The sequence below is a fragment of the Paenalcaligenes niemegkensis genome (assembly GCF_022230885.1).
In the GTDB taxonomy this organism is placed as follows: Bacteria; Pseudomonadota; Gammaproteobacteria; order Burkholderiales; family Burkholderiaceae_B; genus Paenalcaligenes; species Paenalcaligenes niemegkensis.
The window spans coordinates 1,226,121-1,241,025 of the sequence record NZ_JAKGCT010000004.1; the positions used below are offsets into that span (position 1 = coordinate 1,226,121).

Here is a 14,905-nt window from a genome sequence, read left to right on the forward strand (position 1 = left end):
GGCCGCTCATTCATATGATTGCTACCTATTAAATAAGTCATCACTTTCCAGATAACCATGCACAGTTTCGCCAGCCCACGCATTAAACAATTACTTAAAACCTGCGTAGCCGTCGCTAGCCTGTATGGCGCTACTGCACATGCCGATGCACCCCTGCGCGGTAACCCCATGGACGCATTGCCGCCCAGTTCAACCGACAGAAGCGAAGATATACGGACAGCGCCACCCATGCGCCTGCCAGCGGTGCCCAATGCGGCTCAAGACGCCATCATGCAGCGTCTGCAACAAACATTGGTGCCCAAGCATTTTGATGTGAGCGGCAGCAAAAGCATTCCCTTTGACGAGATCGTGGCCATTATCGAGCCACTCGCGAATCAAACCATGACGCTCGCCGATCTTGTTAATCAAACCAATCGCATCACCACGCTCTATCAAGACCGTGGTTTTCCCCTGTCGTTTGCGGTGTTGCCCGAGCAAGACTTTGCTGACGGCCTGGTCAAGATCAACGTGATTGAAGGCCACGTTAAGGCTTTGCGTATTGAGGGCGATGCAGGACGCACTAGCGCCCGTATCCATCGCTTAAGTGAAAAGCTGTTGAACGAACGGCCCCTTACCCGTAAAACACTGGAGCGCACCCTGAACTTGCTGCGCACTATTCCCGGCTTGCAGCTTGTCCCCTCGCTTGATATGCCTCGCACTACAGACGGCGGCACTGAGCTGGTACTAAGCGTTCAGCACTCTGCCATAGGGGCTGGTGTCAGCGTGTCCGATCTGGGCTCTGGGCGCCAGGCCATCGTAGAACTGGCCGTAAAAAGCTTAAGCCCGCTTGGCGAAGAGCTGCGTATCAGTGCTGCAGTGCCAAATGGCAGCAATGATGTTAAATACATCGCTGGAAAAGCCTCTTTACCGCTTGGAAACAATGGCCTGAGCCTTGACGTCGAGGGCTATCATTACCGCTCCACACCCGATGACTCATTACTGACGCAACTGGGCTGGGATCGTCGCGTAACCAACGAGCGTATCGGGGTGGGCTTAAGCTACCCCGTCATTGCCGAAAACCAGCGCTCGCTAAAAGCCAGCGTTTCAGTGGGGGCTTCACGCTCAATTGATGAATACCATAATCAGATAAATCGCGGCTATATTGTTCAGGTCACCGACCTACGCGTGCTCTCCGGAGATCTGAATTACCGTAGCTCATCCAGACGTCAATCCCACGATGTACAACTGGCGATGCACAAAGGCATTGACGGTTTAGGCGCCAAACAGTATCTGGACGCTGCCTTTAACCCCGATGCCCGCTTGAACACGCGCCTTGATTTTTGGCGCACAACACTTAGCGCACGACAAACCCTTGATCTGGGCAAACAGTTTGGCCTGACCCTGCAGGCTAGCGGCCAATACAGCCCGCACATACTGCCCAGCCTCGAACAAGTATCTTATGGCGCCTGGCGCCACGGCTTTGGCTACCCCTCTGGCGAGGCGGCTGGCGACAAAGGCTACGGCCTGACGGCTGAAGTCAATAAAAAATTCAGTTTCTCCAACCCCCTGCTGAATCACGTCCAGCCTTATGTAGCCGTAGACTGGGCCCGATCCTGGTATAACGATCCCAACCTTCAAAGCTACAATCAAAGAAAGCTTAGCTCTGCCGCCCTGGGCCTGCGTCTGGGCCATCAAAAACACTATCTATTTGATATCAATGTCGCCAAGCCTATAGGCGACTTACCGCTAAATTCGTCTAAGCGTAAATATCGTGTAAACGCGAATGTCGTGTTTTCATATCAGTAAGATACAGTTTTTTCGATCTACCTCACCCCACTCAAGCGGCTCATCGCCGCTTTTTTTATTTTGAATCCACTCATCGCCCTGTATAACAAGCGCTTGTCAAAAGAGGGTTAAACCCTTGCCAGCAAGGGGCAGGCTTTAGCTGTTTTATTCCGTGCTGTTACGTAACACTGTTACGAAAACCCGAGAAAAAGCCCTTTATTCAATCCCAATTTCTAAAAGCATCACTTCAACCCCGACTTATAAACCACCCCTAAAACCCGCTAACCCATTGATTAAGCCTAACAAAAACAAAACAAATAAAAGTTGGCATGCTTTTTGCTTTAGTGATGTTAAGACACCCCTTACGCATTCACTCGAGGAGCATTCCAATGAAATTCACAACCACACCAACAAAATCCAGCACCTTACGCAAAACCCTTCTTGTTACTTTACTGCTTAGCGCATTTACCTTGGCAGGATGCTCCGGAACAAAATCCTATAGCGGCCCCGCCACTCCCCTGCCACTGACATACCTGGTGATAACGGTAATGGCGGTGACAACGGCGGCGATAACGGTAACGGCGGCGACAATGGCAATGGTGGTGACAACGGCGGTGATAACGGCAATGGTGGCGACAATGGCAACGGTGGCGATCAAACTGATGCCACGCGCGTTCTGGACCCCGCCCTGGAAAATGTAGGTGGAGCTATTGATAACGTCGTCGACCTCAACCTGGGCAAGACAGGCGAAGAGCTGAGCACAGCCCTGGATAAACACTTGGGCCCCGTGGTAGAAACCGTCACCGACGCCACGCAAACCATTGGCGGACTGACCGGGCTGGGTGAGCCTGTAGACGGCGTGCTGAACCAGGTTGGCGGCGCCCTCACCGGAATCGGTGGCAACCTGAGCGACACCGGACTTCCCCTGAACCTGGGCGCGGGCGCTGGTGGATTGGTCAGCGAGCTGGGCAATGCACTGGCTAGCGCCGGCGGTCTGCTGAATCCCAACGGCTCCACCAACGCGCTGGCCGATACTCTTGGTCATGCCACTAAAGGCGTCAACCATCTCACATCCTCCCTTATGGGCGAAGGCAGCCTGCTGTCACCACTGACCGGCCAGCTTGGCTTAGGTCAACTGGTCTCGGGCGAACAGGCTCCTGTTCTGGAACCCACCCTAGGCAATGTAGGCCAGACCGTGGACAACCTGCTCCCGCTGGGACTAAACGAGCCTCTGGCTGAAATCGGTGCGGCTCTGGACCACGCCGTATCCCCCATCACAGGCACCGTCAGCAACGTCACCCAACAAGTCGGTGATGGCCTGGGCGTCGGCGAGCCTATCAATGCGCTGCTAGGCGGACTGGGATCAGCTCTTGAACAGGCTGGCGGACAGGTTGCCCCGGCTGCGCCACTGGGCTTGGGCAATGTGGTTGCCAACCTGGGCAAAACGGTCACTAGCGCAGGCGGTCTGGTTCATGGCTCCGATACCAATCCGGTCGGCGGCCTATTAAACAATGCCACCACTACAGTAGCCAGCCTGACTGAAGGTATTGGTCTGGGTGGCGGCCCTCTTGACGGCTTGACCGGCGGGCTCTTGGGTGGTGGCGCTGAAGGTGGCTTGCTGGCTCCCGTGACTAACCTGGTGGGCGGATTAACAGGCGGTCTGGGTGGCGGTGACGCCCAGGGCGGCTTGCTGGCTCCAGTTACTAATCTGGTTGGTGGCTTAACCGGTGGCCTGGGCGGCGGTGAGGCTCAAGGCGGCTTGCTGGCTCCAGTTACTAATCTGGTTGGTGGCTTAACCGGTGGCCTGGGCGGCGGTGAGGCTCAAGGCGGCTTGCTGGCTCCGGTCACTAACTTGGTCGGTGGGTTGACCGGCGGCGCAGGCGGCAATACTGGCGGTGACGCACAAGGCGGCTTGTTGGCGCCAGTCACTAATCTGGTCGGTGGATTGACGGGTGGATTAGGCGGCAATGCCGGCGGAGAGACATCGGGTGGCAGTGCACAGGGCGGATTGCTGGCGCCAGTCACTGGAATCGTCGGTGGCTTGCTGGGTGGCGGTCGACGCTAAGTCAGCCAGCCTGACCTAAGCATCAAAATCTGCTATCTATGAATTGCACCCCAGAAGCTGGACAGCGATCCAGACCCTGGGGTGCTTTTCATGGCTTGTTACGTAACATCATTGAAAAAAGTAACAGACTCACCTCTCAGCACACATAGCAAAACCTCAACAAATACAAAAAACAATAAATTCACCCTATTTAATCAATCACCTAGATTTTAAAAAAACAAGAAAAATAAAGTTGGCATGATTTTTGCTTAATACTCATTAACACCGCAATACATCGTTTTGTGGAATTTGAGTCGGCTCCAAACACTGACTCGCCTTGCGCCACCTATGACAACAAGGAGAACGTCAAAGATGCTAAATACTCCTGAATGGAATGTAAGTCCGTCCTACTCAAACATCAGTCCCCGCAACCTGAGGACTCAAGCGGACGTGCTCTCGCATCAGTTAGTGGATGACGTTGCGGTAATGTTAGTCAGGCAGTTTTCGGTTTACGCTGAAGCCAACAAAGCCCGCATGGCTGAGCAGTCGGGGCTGCCATTAAGCGATTACAAAGCCCTGGAATATATTGTTGAATTTAAAACGCTGGCCACCGGGCAGCTTGCGCAACTAATGAACTTAAGCGCCAGCGGGGTAAGCTCGCTGATCAATAGACTGGAGGCTGCGGGCTACATTGAACGCGGCAGGCATCCGCTGGATCGACGCGTGGTTGCCATCATGCCCATCAAAGAGCAATGTGAAAAGATCATCGCCACACGTCAGAACTCTATTAAAGGCGCACTGGAACTTGCAGCCAAAGACAACCCCAATCAAGTCATGGCCATCTACGATTTCTTGCTGGATAGCATGGATAGCCTGAAAGAAGGCACTCTGGAATGGCTGGAGAGTAAAAACCAGCCCCTCTGACCAAGACAACAAAGCAAGGCTACTGCCTTAACACGACTATCACGCCTTCATCCGCATTAGATACAGATAGTACGGTTTAGACCCATTATAAAAGCGCCTTATTGGCGCTTTTTTCTGTACATCAATTAGCTAAATCCACTCCACAACAGATATCTTTTTGCTGCCATTAAACGCCTGCAAATCACCTCCGGCCCTCAATCAACTCCGACAGACCGTTACGTAACACTGTTACGAAAATAGCCTCAAAACACCTTTATTAATTCCCAATTTCTAAAAAATTATAAAACTCAATCCAAAATCGATACAAAAATCAAGTTAAGCCATTGATTATAAAGATAAAATAAATAATTTATAAAGTTGGCATGGTTTTTGCTTTAGTGAATGCAAGACGCAAATTATGCATTCACCGAGGAGTACTCTAATGAATACCAACTCTATATCAAAAAAACCTACCTCCCTACGCAAAACCATACTTGTAACACTGCTGTTAAGCGCGTTTACCTTAAGCGGTTGCTCAGGCACGCTTAGATATGGTGACAATCCGACCCCTCCTACCACAGAGCTACCCGGCGACGGAAATGGCGGCGGTAATGGGAATGGCGGCGGCAATGGCAACGGCGGTGATAACGGTAACGGTGGCGGCAACGGCGACGGTGGCGATAATGGCAACGGCGGTGACAACGGCAACGGCGGTGACAACGGCGACGGTGGCGACAATGGCAACGGCGGTGACAACGGCGACGGCGGCGATAACGGTAACGGCGGCGACAACGGCGACGGTGGCGATAATGGCAACGGCGGCGACAACGGCGACGGTGGCGATAATGGCAACGGCGGCGACAACGGCGACGGTGGCGATAATGGCAACGGCGGTGACCAAACCGATGCCTCGCGTGTTCTTAGCCCAGCACTAGAAAATACAGGCGGTGCTGTCGATAACGTCGTCGACCTCAACCTGGGCAAGACAGGCGAAGAGCTGAGCACAGCCCTGGATAAACACTTGGGCCCCGTGGTAGAAACCGTCACCGACGCCACGCAAACCATTGGCGGACTGACCGGGCTGGGTGAGCCTGTAGACGGCGTGCTGAACCAGGTTGGCGGCGCCCTCACCGGAATCGGTGGCAACCTGAGCGACACCGGACTTCCCCTGAACCTGGGCGCGGGCGCTGGTGGATTGGTCAGCGAGCTGGGCAATGCACTGGCTAGCGCCGGCGGTCTGCTGAATCCCAACGGCTCCACCAACGCGCTGGCCGATACTCTTGGTCATGCCACTAAAGGCGTCAACCATCTCACATCCTCCCTTATGGGCGAAGGCAGCCTGCTGTCACCACTGACCGGCCAGCTTGGCTTAGGTCAACTGGTCTCGGGCGAACAGGCTCCTGTTCTGGAACCCACCCTAGGCAATGTAGGCCAGACCGTGGACAACCTGCTCCCGCTGGGACTAAACGAGCCTCTGGCTGAAATCGGTGCGGCTCTGGACCACGCCGTATCCCCCATCACAGGCACCGTCAGCAACGTCACCCAACAAGTCGGTGATGGCCTGGGCGTCGGCGAGCCTATCAATGCGCTGCTAGGCGGACTGGGATCAGCTCTTGAACAGGCTGGCGGACAGGTTGCCCCGGCTGCGCCACTGGGCTTGGGCAATGTGGTTGCCAACCTGGGCAAAACGGTCACTAGCGCAGGCGGTCTGGTTCATGGCTCCGATACCAATCCGGTCGGCAGCCTATTAAACAATGCCACCACTACAGTAGCCAGCCTGACTGAAGGTATTGGTCTGGGTGGCGGGCCTCTGGACGGCTTGACCGGCGGGCTCTTGGGTGGTGGCGCTGAAGGTGGCTTGCTGGCTCCCGTGACTAACCTGGTGGGCGGATTAACAGGCGGTCTGGGTGGCGGTGAGGCTCAAGGCGGCTTGCTGGCTCCAGTCACTAATCTGGTTGGTGGCTTAACCGGTGGCCTGGGCGGCGGTGACGCCCAGGGCGGCTTGCTGGCTCCAGTTACTAATCTGGTTGGTGGCTTAACCGGTGGCCTGGGCGGCGGTGACGCCCAGGGCGGCTTGCTGGCTCCGGTCACTAATCTGGTTGGTGGCTTAACCGGCGGTCTGGGTGGCGGTGACGCTCAGGGCGGCTTGCTGGCTCCGGTCACTAACTTGGTCGGTGGGTTGACCGGCGGCGCAGGCGGCAATACTGGCGGTGACGCACAAGGCGGCTTGTTGGCGCCAGTCACTAATCTGGTCGGTGGATTGACGGGTGGATTAGGCGGCAATGCCGGCGGAGAGACATCGGGTGGCAATGCACAGGGCGGATTGCTGGCACCAGTCACTGGAATCGTCGGTGGCTTGCTGGGTGGCGGTCGACGCTAGGCTGGGAAGTAGAGCTTAAACTAGAAAGCACTACACCTTTAATACGCCCCAAGGCTTGAAGATTCATTCGAGGCTTGGGGCGTACTGTTTTTAATTTTATGACCGCTAAACCATAGCACCGGTCAAGCTCATCGCTCAAAGCAAAGACTTCAGGGCTAGCGTCAATACACCTGCGATAATAAGCGACGGTCCGAACGCAAGCACCCTTGTTTGTATGCGCAAGACTAGGGCCATCAGCAATGTCATCACGGCAGCAGCTGCAATAAACAATAAAAAATAATCAATGCCAATCCATATAGCCCAAGCACCCATTAGCTTGATGTCTCCCGCCCCCATAGAAGGCCTGGATCGAAGCGCTTCGTACAATCTACAGAGCAGGCGCAACACGCCGTAAATGAGCAATGCCAGAATTAACCGGGCCCAAAGCTCATGCTCTGTATGCGCGTACAGAACACCCAAAAGCAAAACCCCGCTCAGCAAAGCATCAGGTAGCAAATAGGTGCGTCTGTCTATACGCCACAGCGCCACCAGCAACGGCATCAGCATCATAAGGAGTACCATTTGTAGAGCGCTGTCTTGCAGGATAATTGCCAGCAACATGGCCGGTAGCAAATACGCCAGTTCCCAGGAAAAGACTCCAGAGCCAGATTCACGCATCGTGAACACGCCCGATAAACACGCTAACGCCGTGTGCCAGTCAGGGATAGCCTCCTTTTCAATCGCCGTTACGTAAACCTGAGCATATCGCAAGCCCAGGTAGCCGCCCGCTGCAAGCAAGATCATGGTTAAGGCGAGATAAAGAATCATTGAACTCACAGGTAATTGGCGTGGGGGGATAGGGACACGGGAACAGGGCATAGTTTATGATAGATGAGTCGCTGTCTGCTGCAATGCTGCGCTAAGCCGCACACAACACAGGCATGCGTTGGCGCAGCGCGTGACCAACTGCTACTGATAGACCCAAATCTAGGAACTCATATCAATGCCATCTGTTCGCCTCTCACGTATTAGCACCCGTTTACGTTTCACAGTTGTTATTCTTTGCTTCATGCCCGGCCTTTCCTACGCCCTGCCTAAGGGCATCACCGAAGGTGCCACGATCGAGGGGGTCACCGAATATACGCTTAATAATGGTCTGCGCGTATTGTTGGCAGCCGATCCTTCGCGCCCCAACACTACAGTTAACATGACGTATCTGGTAGGTGCACGGCACGAAAACTACGGACAGACTGGCATGGCCCATTTGCTTGAGCACATGCTGTTTCGAGGCACGCCAAAACTACCCAATGCCTTAGCCGAGTTTTCCAGACGCGGGCTGGCCGCCAACGGAACCACCTCTTCTGACCGAACCAATTACTACGCCAGCTTTGCGGCCAATCCCGAGACCCTGGACTGGTACATTGACTGGCAAGCTGATGCCATGGTTAACGCCACGATTTCACAAGCGGATCTGGACGCTGAGATGACGGTGGTTCGAAATGAAATGGAACGTGGCGAGAACAGCCCATTCCGGGTCCTGATGCAAAAAATGCAAGCCGCAGCCTATCAGTGGCATAACTATGGCAAAAGCACAATTGGCGCACGCTCGGATGTTGAAAACGTAGACATCGCACAGTTACAGGCCTTCTACCATGAGTACTATCAGCCTGACAATGCCGTGCTGATTGTTAGCGGGCAGTTTGATGTCGATGCCACCCTGGAACAGATCGCCAAAAGCTTTAGTCCTCTGGAAAAGCCCACACGCAAGCTTCGGCCCGAGTACACCCAAGAGCCTGTACAAGATGGAACCCGAACGGTAGCCCTCAGACGGCAAGGCGGCTCGCCTATTGTGGCGGCGCAATATCACATCCCTGCCCAAGCCCACCCTGACTATACTGCGCTCAGTGTAGGGGTCGGCATTTTGGGCGACACGCCCTCGGGCCGCCTCTATAAAGCCATGGTAAATAGCGATCTGGCGACCAGTGTATTTGGTTTTGCAGCAGCTCAGCACGATTCAGGCTATGCGTTTTTTGGTGCTGAACTGCAAGCCGGCATGGAGCAGGAAAAAGCCCTGGATACCTTAAACCAAACGCTTGAAACTCTATCCGAGCACCCGTTCACCGATGACGAAGTCAACCGCATCCGTAGCAAATGGCTTAGCGACTGGTCGCGCACTTACGCAGACTCATCTCAATTAGCCTCTGCCTTATCTGAAAGTGTGGCAAGCGGCGATTGGCGCCTGTTTTTCCTGGGCCGTGATCAAATAGAAAAGCTTAAAACCGAGGATGTGCAAAGCGCCACAGCACGCTGGCTATTAGCCGATAACCGCACCAACGGCCTTTACATCCCCACCGCTGCTCCCGAGCGTGCCCCGACATTGGAAACAACCGATCTCTCGGAACTGTTCAAGGACTACCAAGGCAGAGACACAGCAGCCAGCGCAGAAGCCTTTGAGCCTACCCCCGACAACATCGATGAGCGCACCCAGCGCGAATCGCTAGAACTTCCCAATGGCCTAGGTGAGGTCAAGCTGGCCTTGCTTCCTAAGGCCTCTCGTGGTGAGCGCGTAGAAGCATTGCTCACCCTTCGCTTTGGTGACCCTGAAAGCCTCAAAGGCAGCAGAACCATCGGCGACGCCACTGCGTATTTAGTCAACTTCGGCACCAAACATTTAGATCGCCAAAGCATTGACGACAAGTTCACTAAGCTTCAGGCTGATGTCAGCTTTAATGGCAACAGCAACGGGATCACGGTGAGCATTTCTACGCTGGGCGAAAACCTGGCCCCGACGCTTGAATTGGCTTTGCAGGTACTGCGCGACGCCAACTTCCCTGAAGAAGAACTCAACAAATACAAGGCGCAGCTGCTTACATCGTATGAAAACGCCAAAAATGAGCCTACCGAACTGGCTTCTTTAGCCTTGGCGCGCCATGACAATCCATGGAGCAAAGACGACATTCGTTATACCCCCAGTTTCGACGAAGCCATTGCCGATGCCAAGGACTTGAACCGTGCTGACTTGCTGGCTTTTCATGAACGTTTCTATGGCACCGGCGACATACGCTTTAGCGCTGCCGGCAGCTTTGACCCCGACGCAGTGAAAAAAGCGTTGACCCGGGGTTTAAGCTCGTGGAAGAAAGCGCCTCATTATGAGCGCGCTGGCGACCCTTTCCGCAAAGTCGCCCCTGAACTCTTCAACATCGACACTCCCGATAAGGCGAATGCCTTCTACCTGGCAAAACAAAATATTAAGCTGCAAGACAGCGAAAAAGATTTTGCAGCGCTCTACCTGGCCAACTACATGCTTGGTCAATCTGCAACGTCGCGTCTCTGGAACCGCGTACGCGTGGACGAAGGCTTATCCTACGATGTGCGCAGTGTGCTGAGCGTCTCATCGTACGAGCCCAGTGCTACCTGGAGCCTATACGCCATTCATGCCCCTGAGAACTCAGAGCGCGTAGATGCCACTATCAAGGAAGAAGTACAAAAAGTCCTGACCGAAGGCTTTAGTGATGACGAAGTGCGTGAGTCTGTGGATGCGATTTTGAAATACCGCCAGCTGGCACGCAGCCAAGACAGAGCCTTAGCCTCGACGTGGTTAAGCTACCTTGATCTGGACCGCACTTTTGCCTGGTCACAAAGCATAGACGATGCACTTTCCAAGCTAGACGCAAAAACGGTTAATACCGTGGTTCGTCAGTACCTTGATGCTGAGGCATTCAGCACTGCTATTGCTGCAGACCAAAGCAAGCAAGAGCAGACAGCTACCGCCGAACCCTGACTCCTGCCCTGCCGCAGTGTCTGCTTAACAGGCAGACACTGCAGCAGTAATCTGGCTGGCAACATAACAAAAACCGCCCCAACCGGATCATCGGTTGGGGCGGTTTTCATACGCACTTGTTAAAACATCAAAAGCTAATAGCCGGGCACCATACTTAAGAGAAGAAGTTCTTCACCTTATCGGTCCATGACTCGCTTTTGGGCGAGTGCTTATCACCACCGGATTTCAATGCTTCTTCAAACTGACGAAGAATTTTCTTCTGATCGTCGGACAAACGTACAGGCGTCTCGACCTGTATATGGCAGTACAAATCGCCAGGATAGCTAGAACGTACTCCGCGTATCCCTTTACCACGCAGACGGAAGGTTTTACCCGCCTGGGTCCCTTCGGGGATGGAGATTTCACCACGCCCCGTCAAGGTAGGAACCTCGATTTCGCCACCCAGCGCTGCAGTGGTAAACGGAATGGTAAGACTGCAATGCAAATCATCACCTTCACGCTCGAAGATGCCGTGCTGCTTCAGGTGAATTTCCACGTACAGATCACCAGCAGGCCCGCCATTCACACCTGGCTCGCCATTGCCCGATAAACGGATACGCATACCATCGTCAATACCGGCCGGGATTTTCACCTGCAGCGTTTTATCGACACGTTTGCGCCCTACACCATGACATGACGTGCAAGGCTCTTTAATCTCCTTACCCGTACCATGACAGGTGGGACATGTCTGCTGCACGCTGAAAAAGCCTTGCTGCATACGCACTGCGCCGGCCCCATGGCACGTGCTACATGTGGTGGGCTGCGTACCAGGCTTGGCACCTGAGCCGTCACACACTTCGCAGTTTTCCCAGCTAGGCACACGGATTTCAGTGTCAAAACCCTTGGCTGCCTGCTCTAAACTGATATCTAAAGAGTATTTTAAGTCGGAGCCACGGTAAACCTGCGGACCACCGCCTCCGCGACGGCCAGCGCCCCCGAAGATTTCGCCAAAGATATCGCCCAAGTCTCCGAAACCACCGCCACCAAAGCCACCGCCCATGCCACCCATACCTGCGTTGGGATCAACACCGGCATGACCATACTGGTCGTAAGCCTGACGTTTTTGCTCGTCGTGGAGAATCTCGTAAGCTTCTTTAGCTTCTTTGAATTTTTCCTCGGCTTCCTTGCTATCGGGGTTTCGATCGGGATGGTATTTCATGGCCATCTTGCGATAAGCCTTCCGGATCTCGTCTTTACTAGCGTTTTTAGCAAGCCCGAGTATTTCGTATAAATCGCGTTTTGCCATCTTGACTGTTGAGCCTTAAAAGCCCTTTCGTAGAATAATAATGCCCGGTGCCCACAGATTATGTGAGATACCGGGCCCGATACTAAACAGTCACACGCTTACTGATCGCGCTTAACTTCCTTGAAGTCGGCATCAACCACGTTTTCGTCAGCGGGCTCAGCCTGCTCAGCGCCCCCTGTTCGGCCGCAGCTTGTGCCTGCATATCAGCGTACATTTTCTCGCCCAACTTCTGCGAGGCTGTGCTGAGTGCTTCGACTTTAGCATCAATCGTTTCCTTATCACCGTCTTTGAGGCTTTCCTCGAGGTCGGTAATAGCAGCTTCGATGGCTTCTTTCTCGCCATCTTCGAGCTTGTCGCCGTAGTCAGTCAGCGATTTGCGTGTGGCGTGTACCAGCGCTTCGGCCTGGTTACGAGCCATTGCCAGCTCAGCAATACGGTGATCTTCTGCCGCATTGACTTCAGCATCCTGAACCATGCGCTGAACTTCTTCGTCGGTCAGGCCCGAGTTCGCTTTAATCGTGACCTTGTTTTCTTTGCCAGTACCTTTGTCTTTGGCAGACACATGCAGGATACCGTTGGCATCGATGTCAAAAGTGACTTCAATTTGAGGCGTACCACGAGTTGATGGTGGAATGCCTTCAAGGTTGAACTCTCCCAAAGCCTTGTTTCCGGCCGCAATTTCGCGTTCGCCCTGGAATACCTTGATGGTCACGGCAGGCTGGTTGTCGTCAGCAGTGGAGAACACTTGCGAATGACGTGTAGGAATGGTTGTGTTCTTTTGGATCATTTTGGTCATAACACCACCCAGGGTCTCGATACCCAGAGACAACGGTGTTACGTCAAGCAGAAGCACGTCGGAACGGTCGCCAGACAACACTGAACCTTGAATGGCGGCACCGGCAGCCACAGCTTCGTCAGGGTTGACGTCACGGCGAGGATCACGACCAAAGAACTCTTTAACCAGCTCTTGAACCTTAGGCATACGAGTCATGCCACCCACCAGGATGACATCATCGATTTCGGAAACCTTGACGCCAGCATCTTTAATGGCGATGCGGCAAGGCTCGATCGAACGCTCGATCAGGTCTTCAACCATGGCCTCTAGCTTGGCACGCGTGATTTTCAGGTTCAGGTGCTTAGGACCTGAAGCATCTGCTGTAATGTACGGCAGGTTGATCTCGGTTTGCTGCGTAGACGAAAGTTCGATTTTGGCTTTCTCAGCGGATTCTTTAAGACGCTGCAATGCCAGGACGTCTTTGGACAGGTCGGCGCCCGTGTCTTTCTTGAATTCGTCGATGATGTAGTCGATGATGCGCTGATCGAAATCTTCACCGCCCAGGAAAGTATCACCGTTGGTGGACAACACCTCGAACTGCTTTTCGCCGTCTACATCGGCAATTTCAATGATGGAAACGTCGAACGTACCACCACCCAAGTCATACACTGCGATTTTGCGATCGCCTTCGGCTGCCTTGTCCATACCAAAAGCCAGAGCGGCAGCGGTAGGTTCGTTAATGATGCGCTTGACGTCCAGGCCAGCAATGCGGCCTGCATCTTTAGTAGCCTGACGCTGGCTGTCATTAAAGTAAGCAGGCACAGTAATGACCGCTTCAGTGACAGTTTCGCCGAGGTAGTCTTCCGCCGTTTTCTTCATTTTACGAAGAATGTCAGCCGAGACCTGCTGGGGAGCCAATTCTTTACCTTGCGCTTCTACCCAAGCATCACCGTTATCTGCCTTGGTGATTTTGTAAGGCATTTGTTCGATATCGGTTTGTACCGCTTTTTCGCTGAACTTACGGCCAATCAGACGCTTGACTGCGTATAGCGTATTGGTTGGGTTTGTAACTGCCTGACGCTTAGCGGGAGCACCTACCAACACTTCACCATCGGGCATATAGGCAACGATGGAAGGTGTAGTGCGAGTACCCTCGGCGTTTTCAATAATTTTGACCTGATCACCATCCAATACTGCAACACAGCTATTGGTAGTACCAAGGTCAATACCGATGATTTTGCTCATGTTTTTTACCTTGTGAAAAATATTACGCTTGCCATTGAAGCAAGAATTGTTTGATAAAGACTAGGTGGGGCTAGCTTTGGCAATTTCAAGAGCGAGTCTTAAAAATAATAAAACTGCCCCCTATATAGGCTTAACCTGCGGAGACCATAACGAGGGCAGGTCGCAATACGCGGTCAGCAAGCAAATAACCTTTTTGAAGCGTTTGCTCGATAGTCCCCTGGGGATGCTCGGAAGGCACCGATGACATGGCCTGGTGAAGGTGAGGATCAAATTTATCGCCCGGTGCCGGTGCGACTTCTTTAAGCTGATTACGCGTAAAGGCATTATCAATCTGGCGCAGCGTGGTCTCTACGCCTTCACGGAAAGTCTCGACGGTTTGTTCACCTTGCGCCAATGCGGCCTCGAGGCTGTCACGCACCGGTAACAAGCTTTCTGCAAAAGATTCGGCACCAAACTTGCGTGCCTTGGAAACTTCGTCCTCAGCGCGGCGGCGGATATTCTCGACTTCAGCCTTGGCACGCAGCAACTGATCGTAATATTGAGCGATTTTGGCTTGTGCTTCTTCGAGTTGCTGCTCGAGGTTTTCTTCAACAATGACGCCATCAGTGCCGTCTTCGTTCAGGCTCTCGACAGATTCATTGGCGGTCGATTCATTTTCAGTATCTGGGGTATTGTTTTCGTGCTGATCTTTCGATTCAGACATAAGTTTCTCCACGGCTAAAAAACGTCAATAAAATGAATATGGGGGC

General features: G+C 53.4%; 9 protein-coding genes and 1 pseudogene. 5 read left to right on the top strand and 5 right to left on the bottom strand.

Going from position 1 to position 14,905, the window contains the following annotated elements; all coding sequences use genetic code 11:
• Positions 1–57: 57 nt before the first annotated feature.
• Positions 58–1,785: a ShlB/FhaC/HecB family hemolysin secretion/activation protein gene (locus tag L1889_RS09950; protein ID WP_238664995.1), complete on the top strand. Its 1,728-nt coding sequence runs from the start codon at positions 58–60 to the stop codon at positions 1,783–1,785.
• Between the two features lie 475 nt (positions 1,786–2,260).
• Here the strand turns inward: L1889_RS09950 and L1889_RS09955 are convergent, their stop codons facing one another.
• Complete coding sequence (locus tag L1889_RS09955) at positions 2,261–2,542, bottom strand: hypothetical protein (protein ID WP_238664996.1); 282 nt, start codon at positions 2,540–2,542, stop codon at positions 2,261–2,263.
• Between L1889_RS09955 and L1889_RS18800 the strand changes: the two genes are divergently transcribed.
• The 3 genes from L1889_RS18800 to L1889_RS18430 all read left to right on the top strand — a co-directional run bounded on the left by L1889_RS18800 (position 2,519) and on the right by L1889_RS18430 (position 7,091).
• A complete protein-coding gene (locus L1889_RS18800) occupies positions 2,519–3,829 on the top strand; it encodes a collagen-like triple helix repeat-containing protein (protein ID WP_505483618.1) in 1,311 nt (436 codons plus the stop codon). The genes L1889_RS09955 and L1889_RS18800 overlap by 24 nt on opposite strands.
• 351 nt (positions 3,830–4,180) lie before the next feature.
• Complete coding sequence (locus L1889_RS09965; RefSeq protein ID WP_238664997.1) at positions 4,181–4,732, top strand: MarR family winged helix-turn-helix transcriptional regulator; 552 nt, start codon at positions 4,181–4,183, stop codon at positions 4,730–4,732.
• Positions 4,733–5,153: 421 nt separating this feature from the next.
• Entirely contained in the window at positions 5,154–7,091 is a 1,938-nt protein-coding gene (locus L1889_RS18430) for a collagen-like triple helix repeat-containing protein (protein ID WP_257793888.1), read from the top strand.
• 135 nt (positions 7,092–7,226) lie between these two features.
• On the opposite strand, the gene L1889_RS09975 is transcribed toward L1889_RS18430, so the two are convergent.
• The gene (locus L1889_RS09975) at positions 7,227–7,898 is read right to left on the bottom strand and encodes a prepilin peptidase (RefSeq protein ID WP_238664998.1); all 672 of its coding nucleotides are present in this window, start codon (positions 7,896–7,898) and stop codon (positions 7,227–7,229) included.
• A 175-nt stretch (positions 7,899–8,073) separates the two neighbouring features.
• Between L1889_RS09975 and L1889_RS09980 the strand changes: the two genes are divergently transcribed.
• Positions 8,074–10,851 carry a M16 family metallopeptidase gene (locus L1889_RS09980; protein ID WP_238664999.1) on the top strand — a complete coding sequence of 926 codons (2,778 nt, stop codon included), beginning with the start codon at positions 8,074–8,076 and terminating at the stop codon, positions 10,849–10,851.
• Between the two features lie 154 nt (positions 10,852–11,005).
• Here the strand turns inward: L1889_RS09980 and dnaJ are convergent, their stop codons facing one another.
• The 3 genes and pseudogenes from dnaJ to grpE all read right to left on the bottom strand — a co-directional run bounded on the left by dnaJ (position 11,006) and on the right by grpE (position 14,859).
• Positions 11,006–12,136, bottom strand: a complete 1,131-nt coding sequence (gene dnaJ / locus L1889_RS09985; protein WP_238665000.1) for a molecular chaperone DnaJ — start codon at positions 12,134–12,136, stop codon at positions 11,006–11,008.
• Positions 12,137–12,234: 98 nt separating this feature from the next.
• Positions 12,235–14,156: pseudogene (dnaK, locus tag L1889_RS09990) on the bottom strand (molecular chaperone DnaK).
• Between the two features lie 130 nt (positions 14,157–14,286).
• Positions 14,287–14,859, bottom strand: coding sequence for a nucleotide exchange factor GrpE (grpE, locus tag L1889_RS09995; protein ID WP_238665001.1), 573 nt, complete (start codon positions 14,857–14,859; stop codon positions 14,287–14,289).
• Positions 14,860–14,905: the final 46 nt, after the last annotated feature.

Bases quoted from the DNA above. Each gene is read 5' to 3' on its own strand.
- L1889_RS09950 (WP_238664995.1), top strand. From the start codon at position 58: ATGCACAGTTTCGCCAGCCCACGCATTAAACAATTACTTAAAACCTGC.
- L1889_RS09965 (WP_238664997.1), top strand. From the start codon at position 4,181: ATGCTAAATACTCCTGAATGGAATGTAAGTCCGTCCTACTCAAACATC.
- L1889_RS18430 (WP_257793888.1), top strand. From the start codon at position 5,154: ATGAATACCAACTCTATATCAAAAAAACCTACCTCCCTACGCAAAACC.
- L1889_RS09975 (WP_238664998.1), bottom strand. From the start codon at position 7,898: ATGATTCTTTATCTCGCCTTAACCATGATCTTGCTTGCAGCGGGCGGC.
- L1889_RS09980 (WP_238664999.1), top strand. From the start codon at position 8,074: ATGCCATCTGTTCGCCTCTCACGTATTAGCACCCGTTTACGTTTCACA.
- dnaJ (WP_238665000.1), bottom strand. From the start codon at position 12,136: ATGGCAAAACGCGATTTATACGAAATACTCGGGCTTGCTAAAAACGCT.
- grpE (WP_238665001.1), bottom strand. From the start codon at position 14,859: ATGTCTGAATCGAAAGATCAGCACGAAAACAATACCCCAGATACTGAA.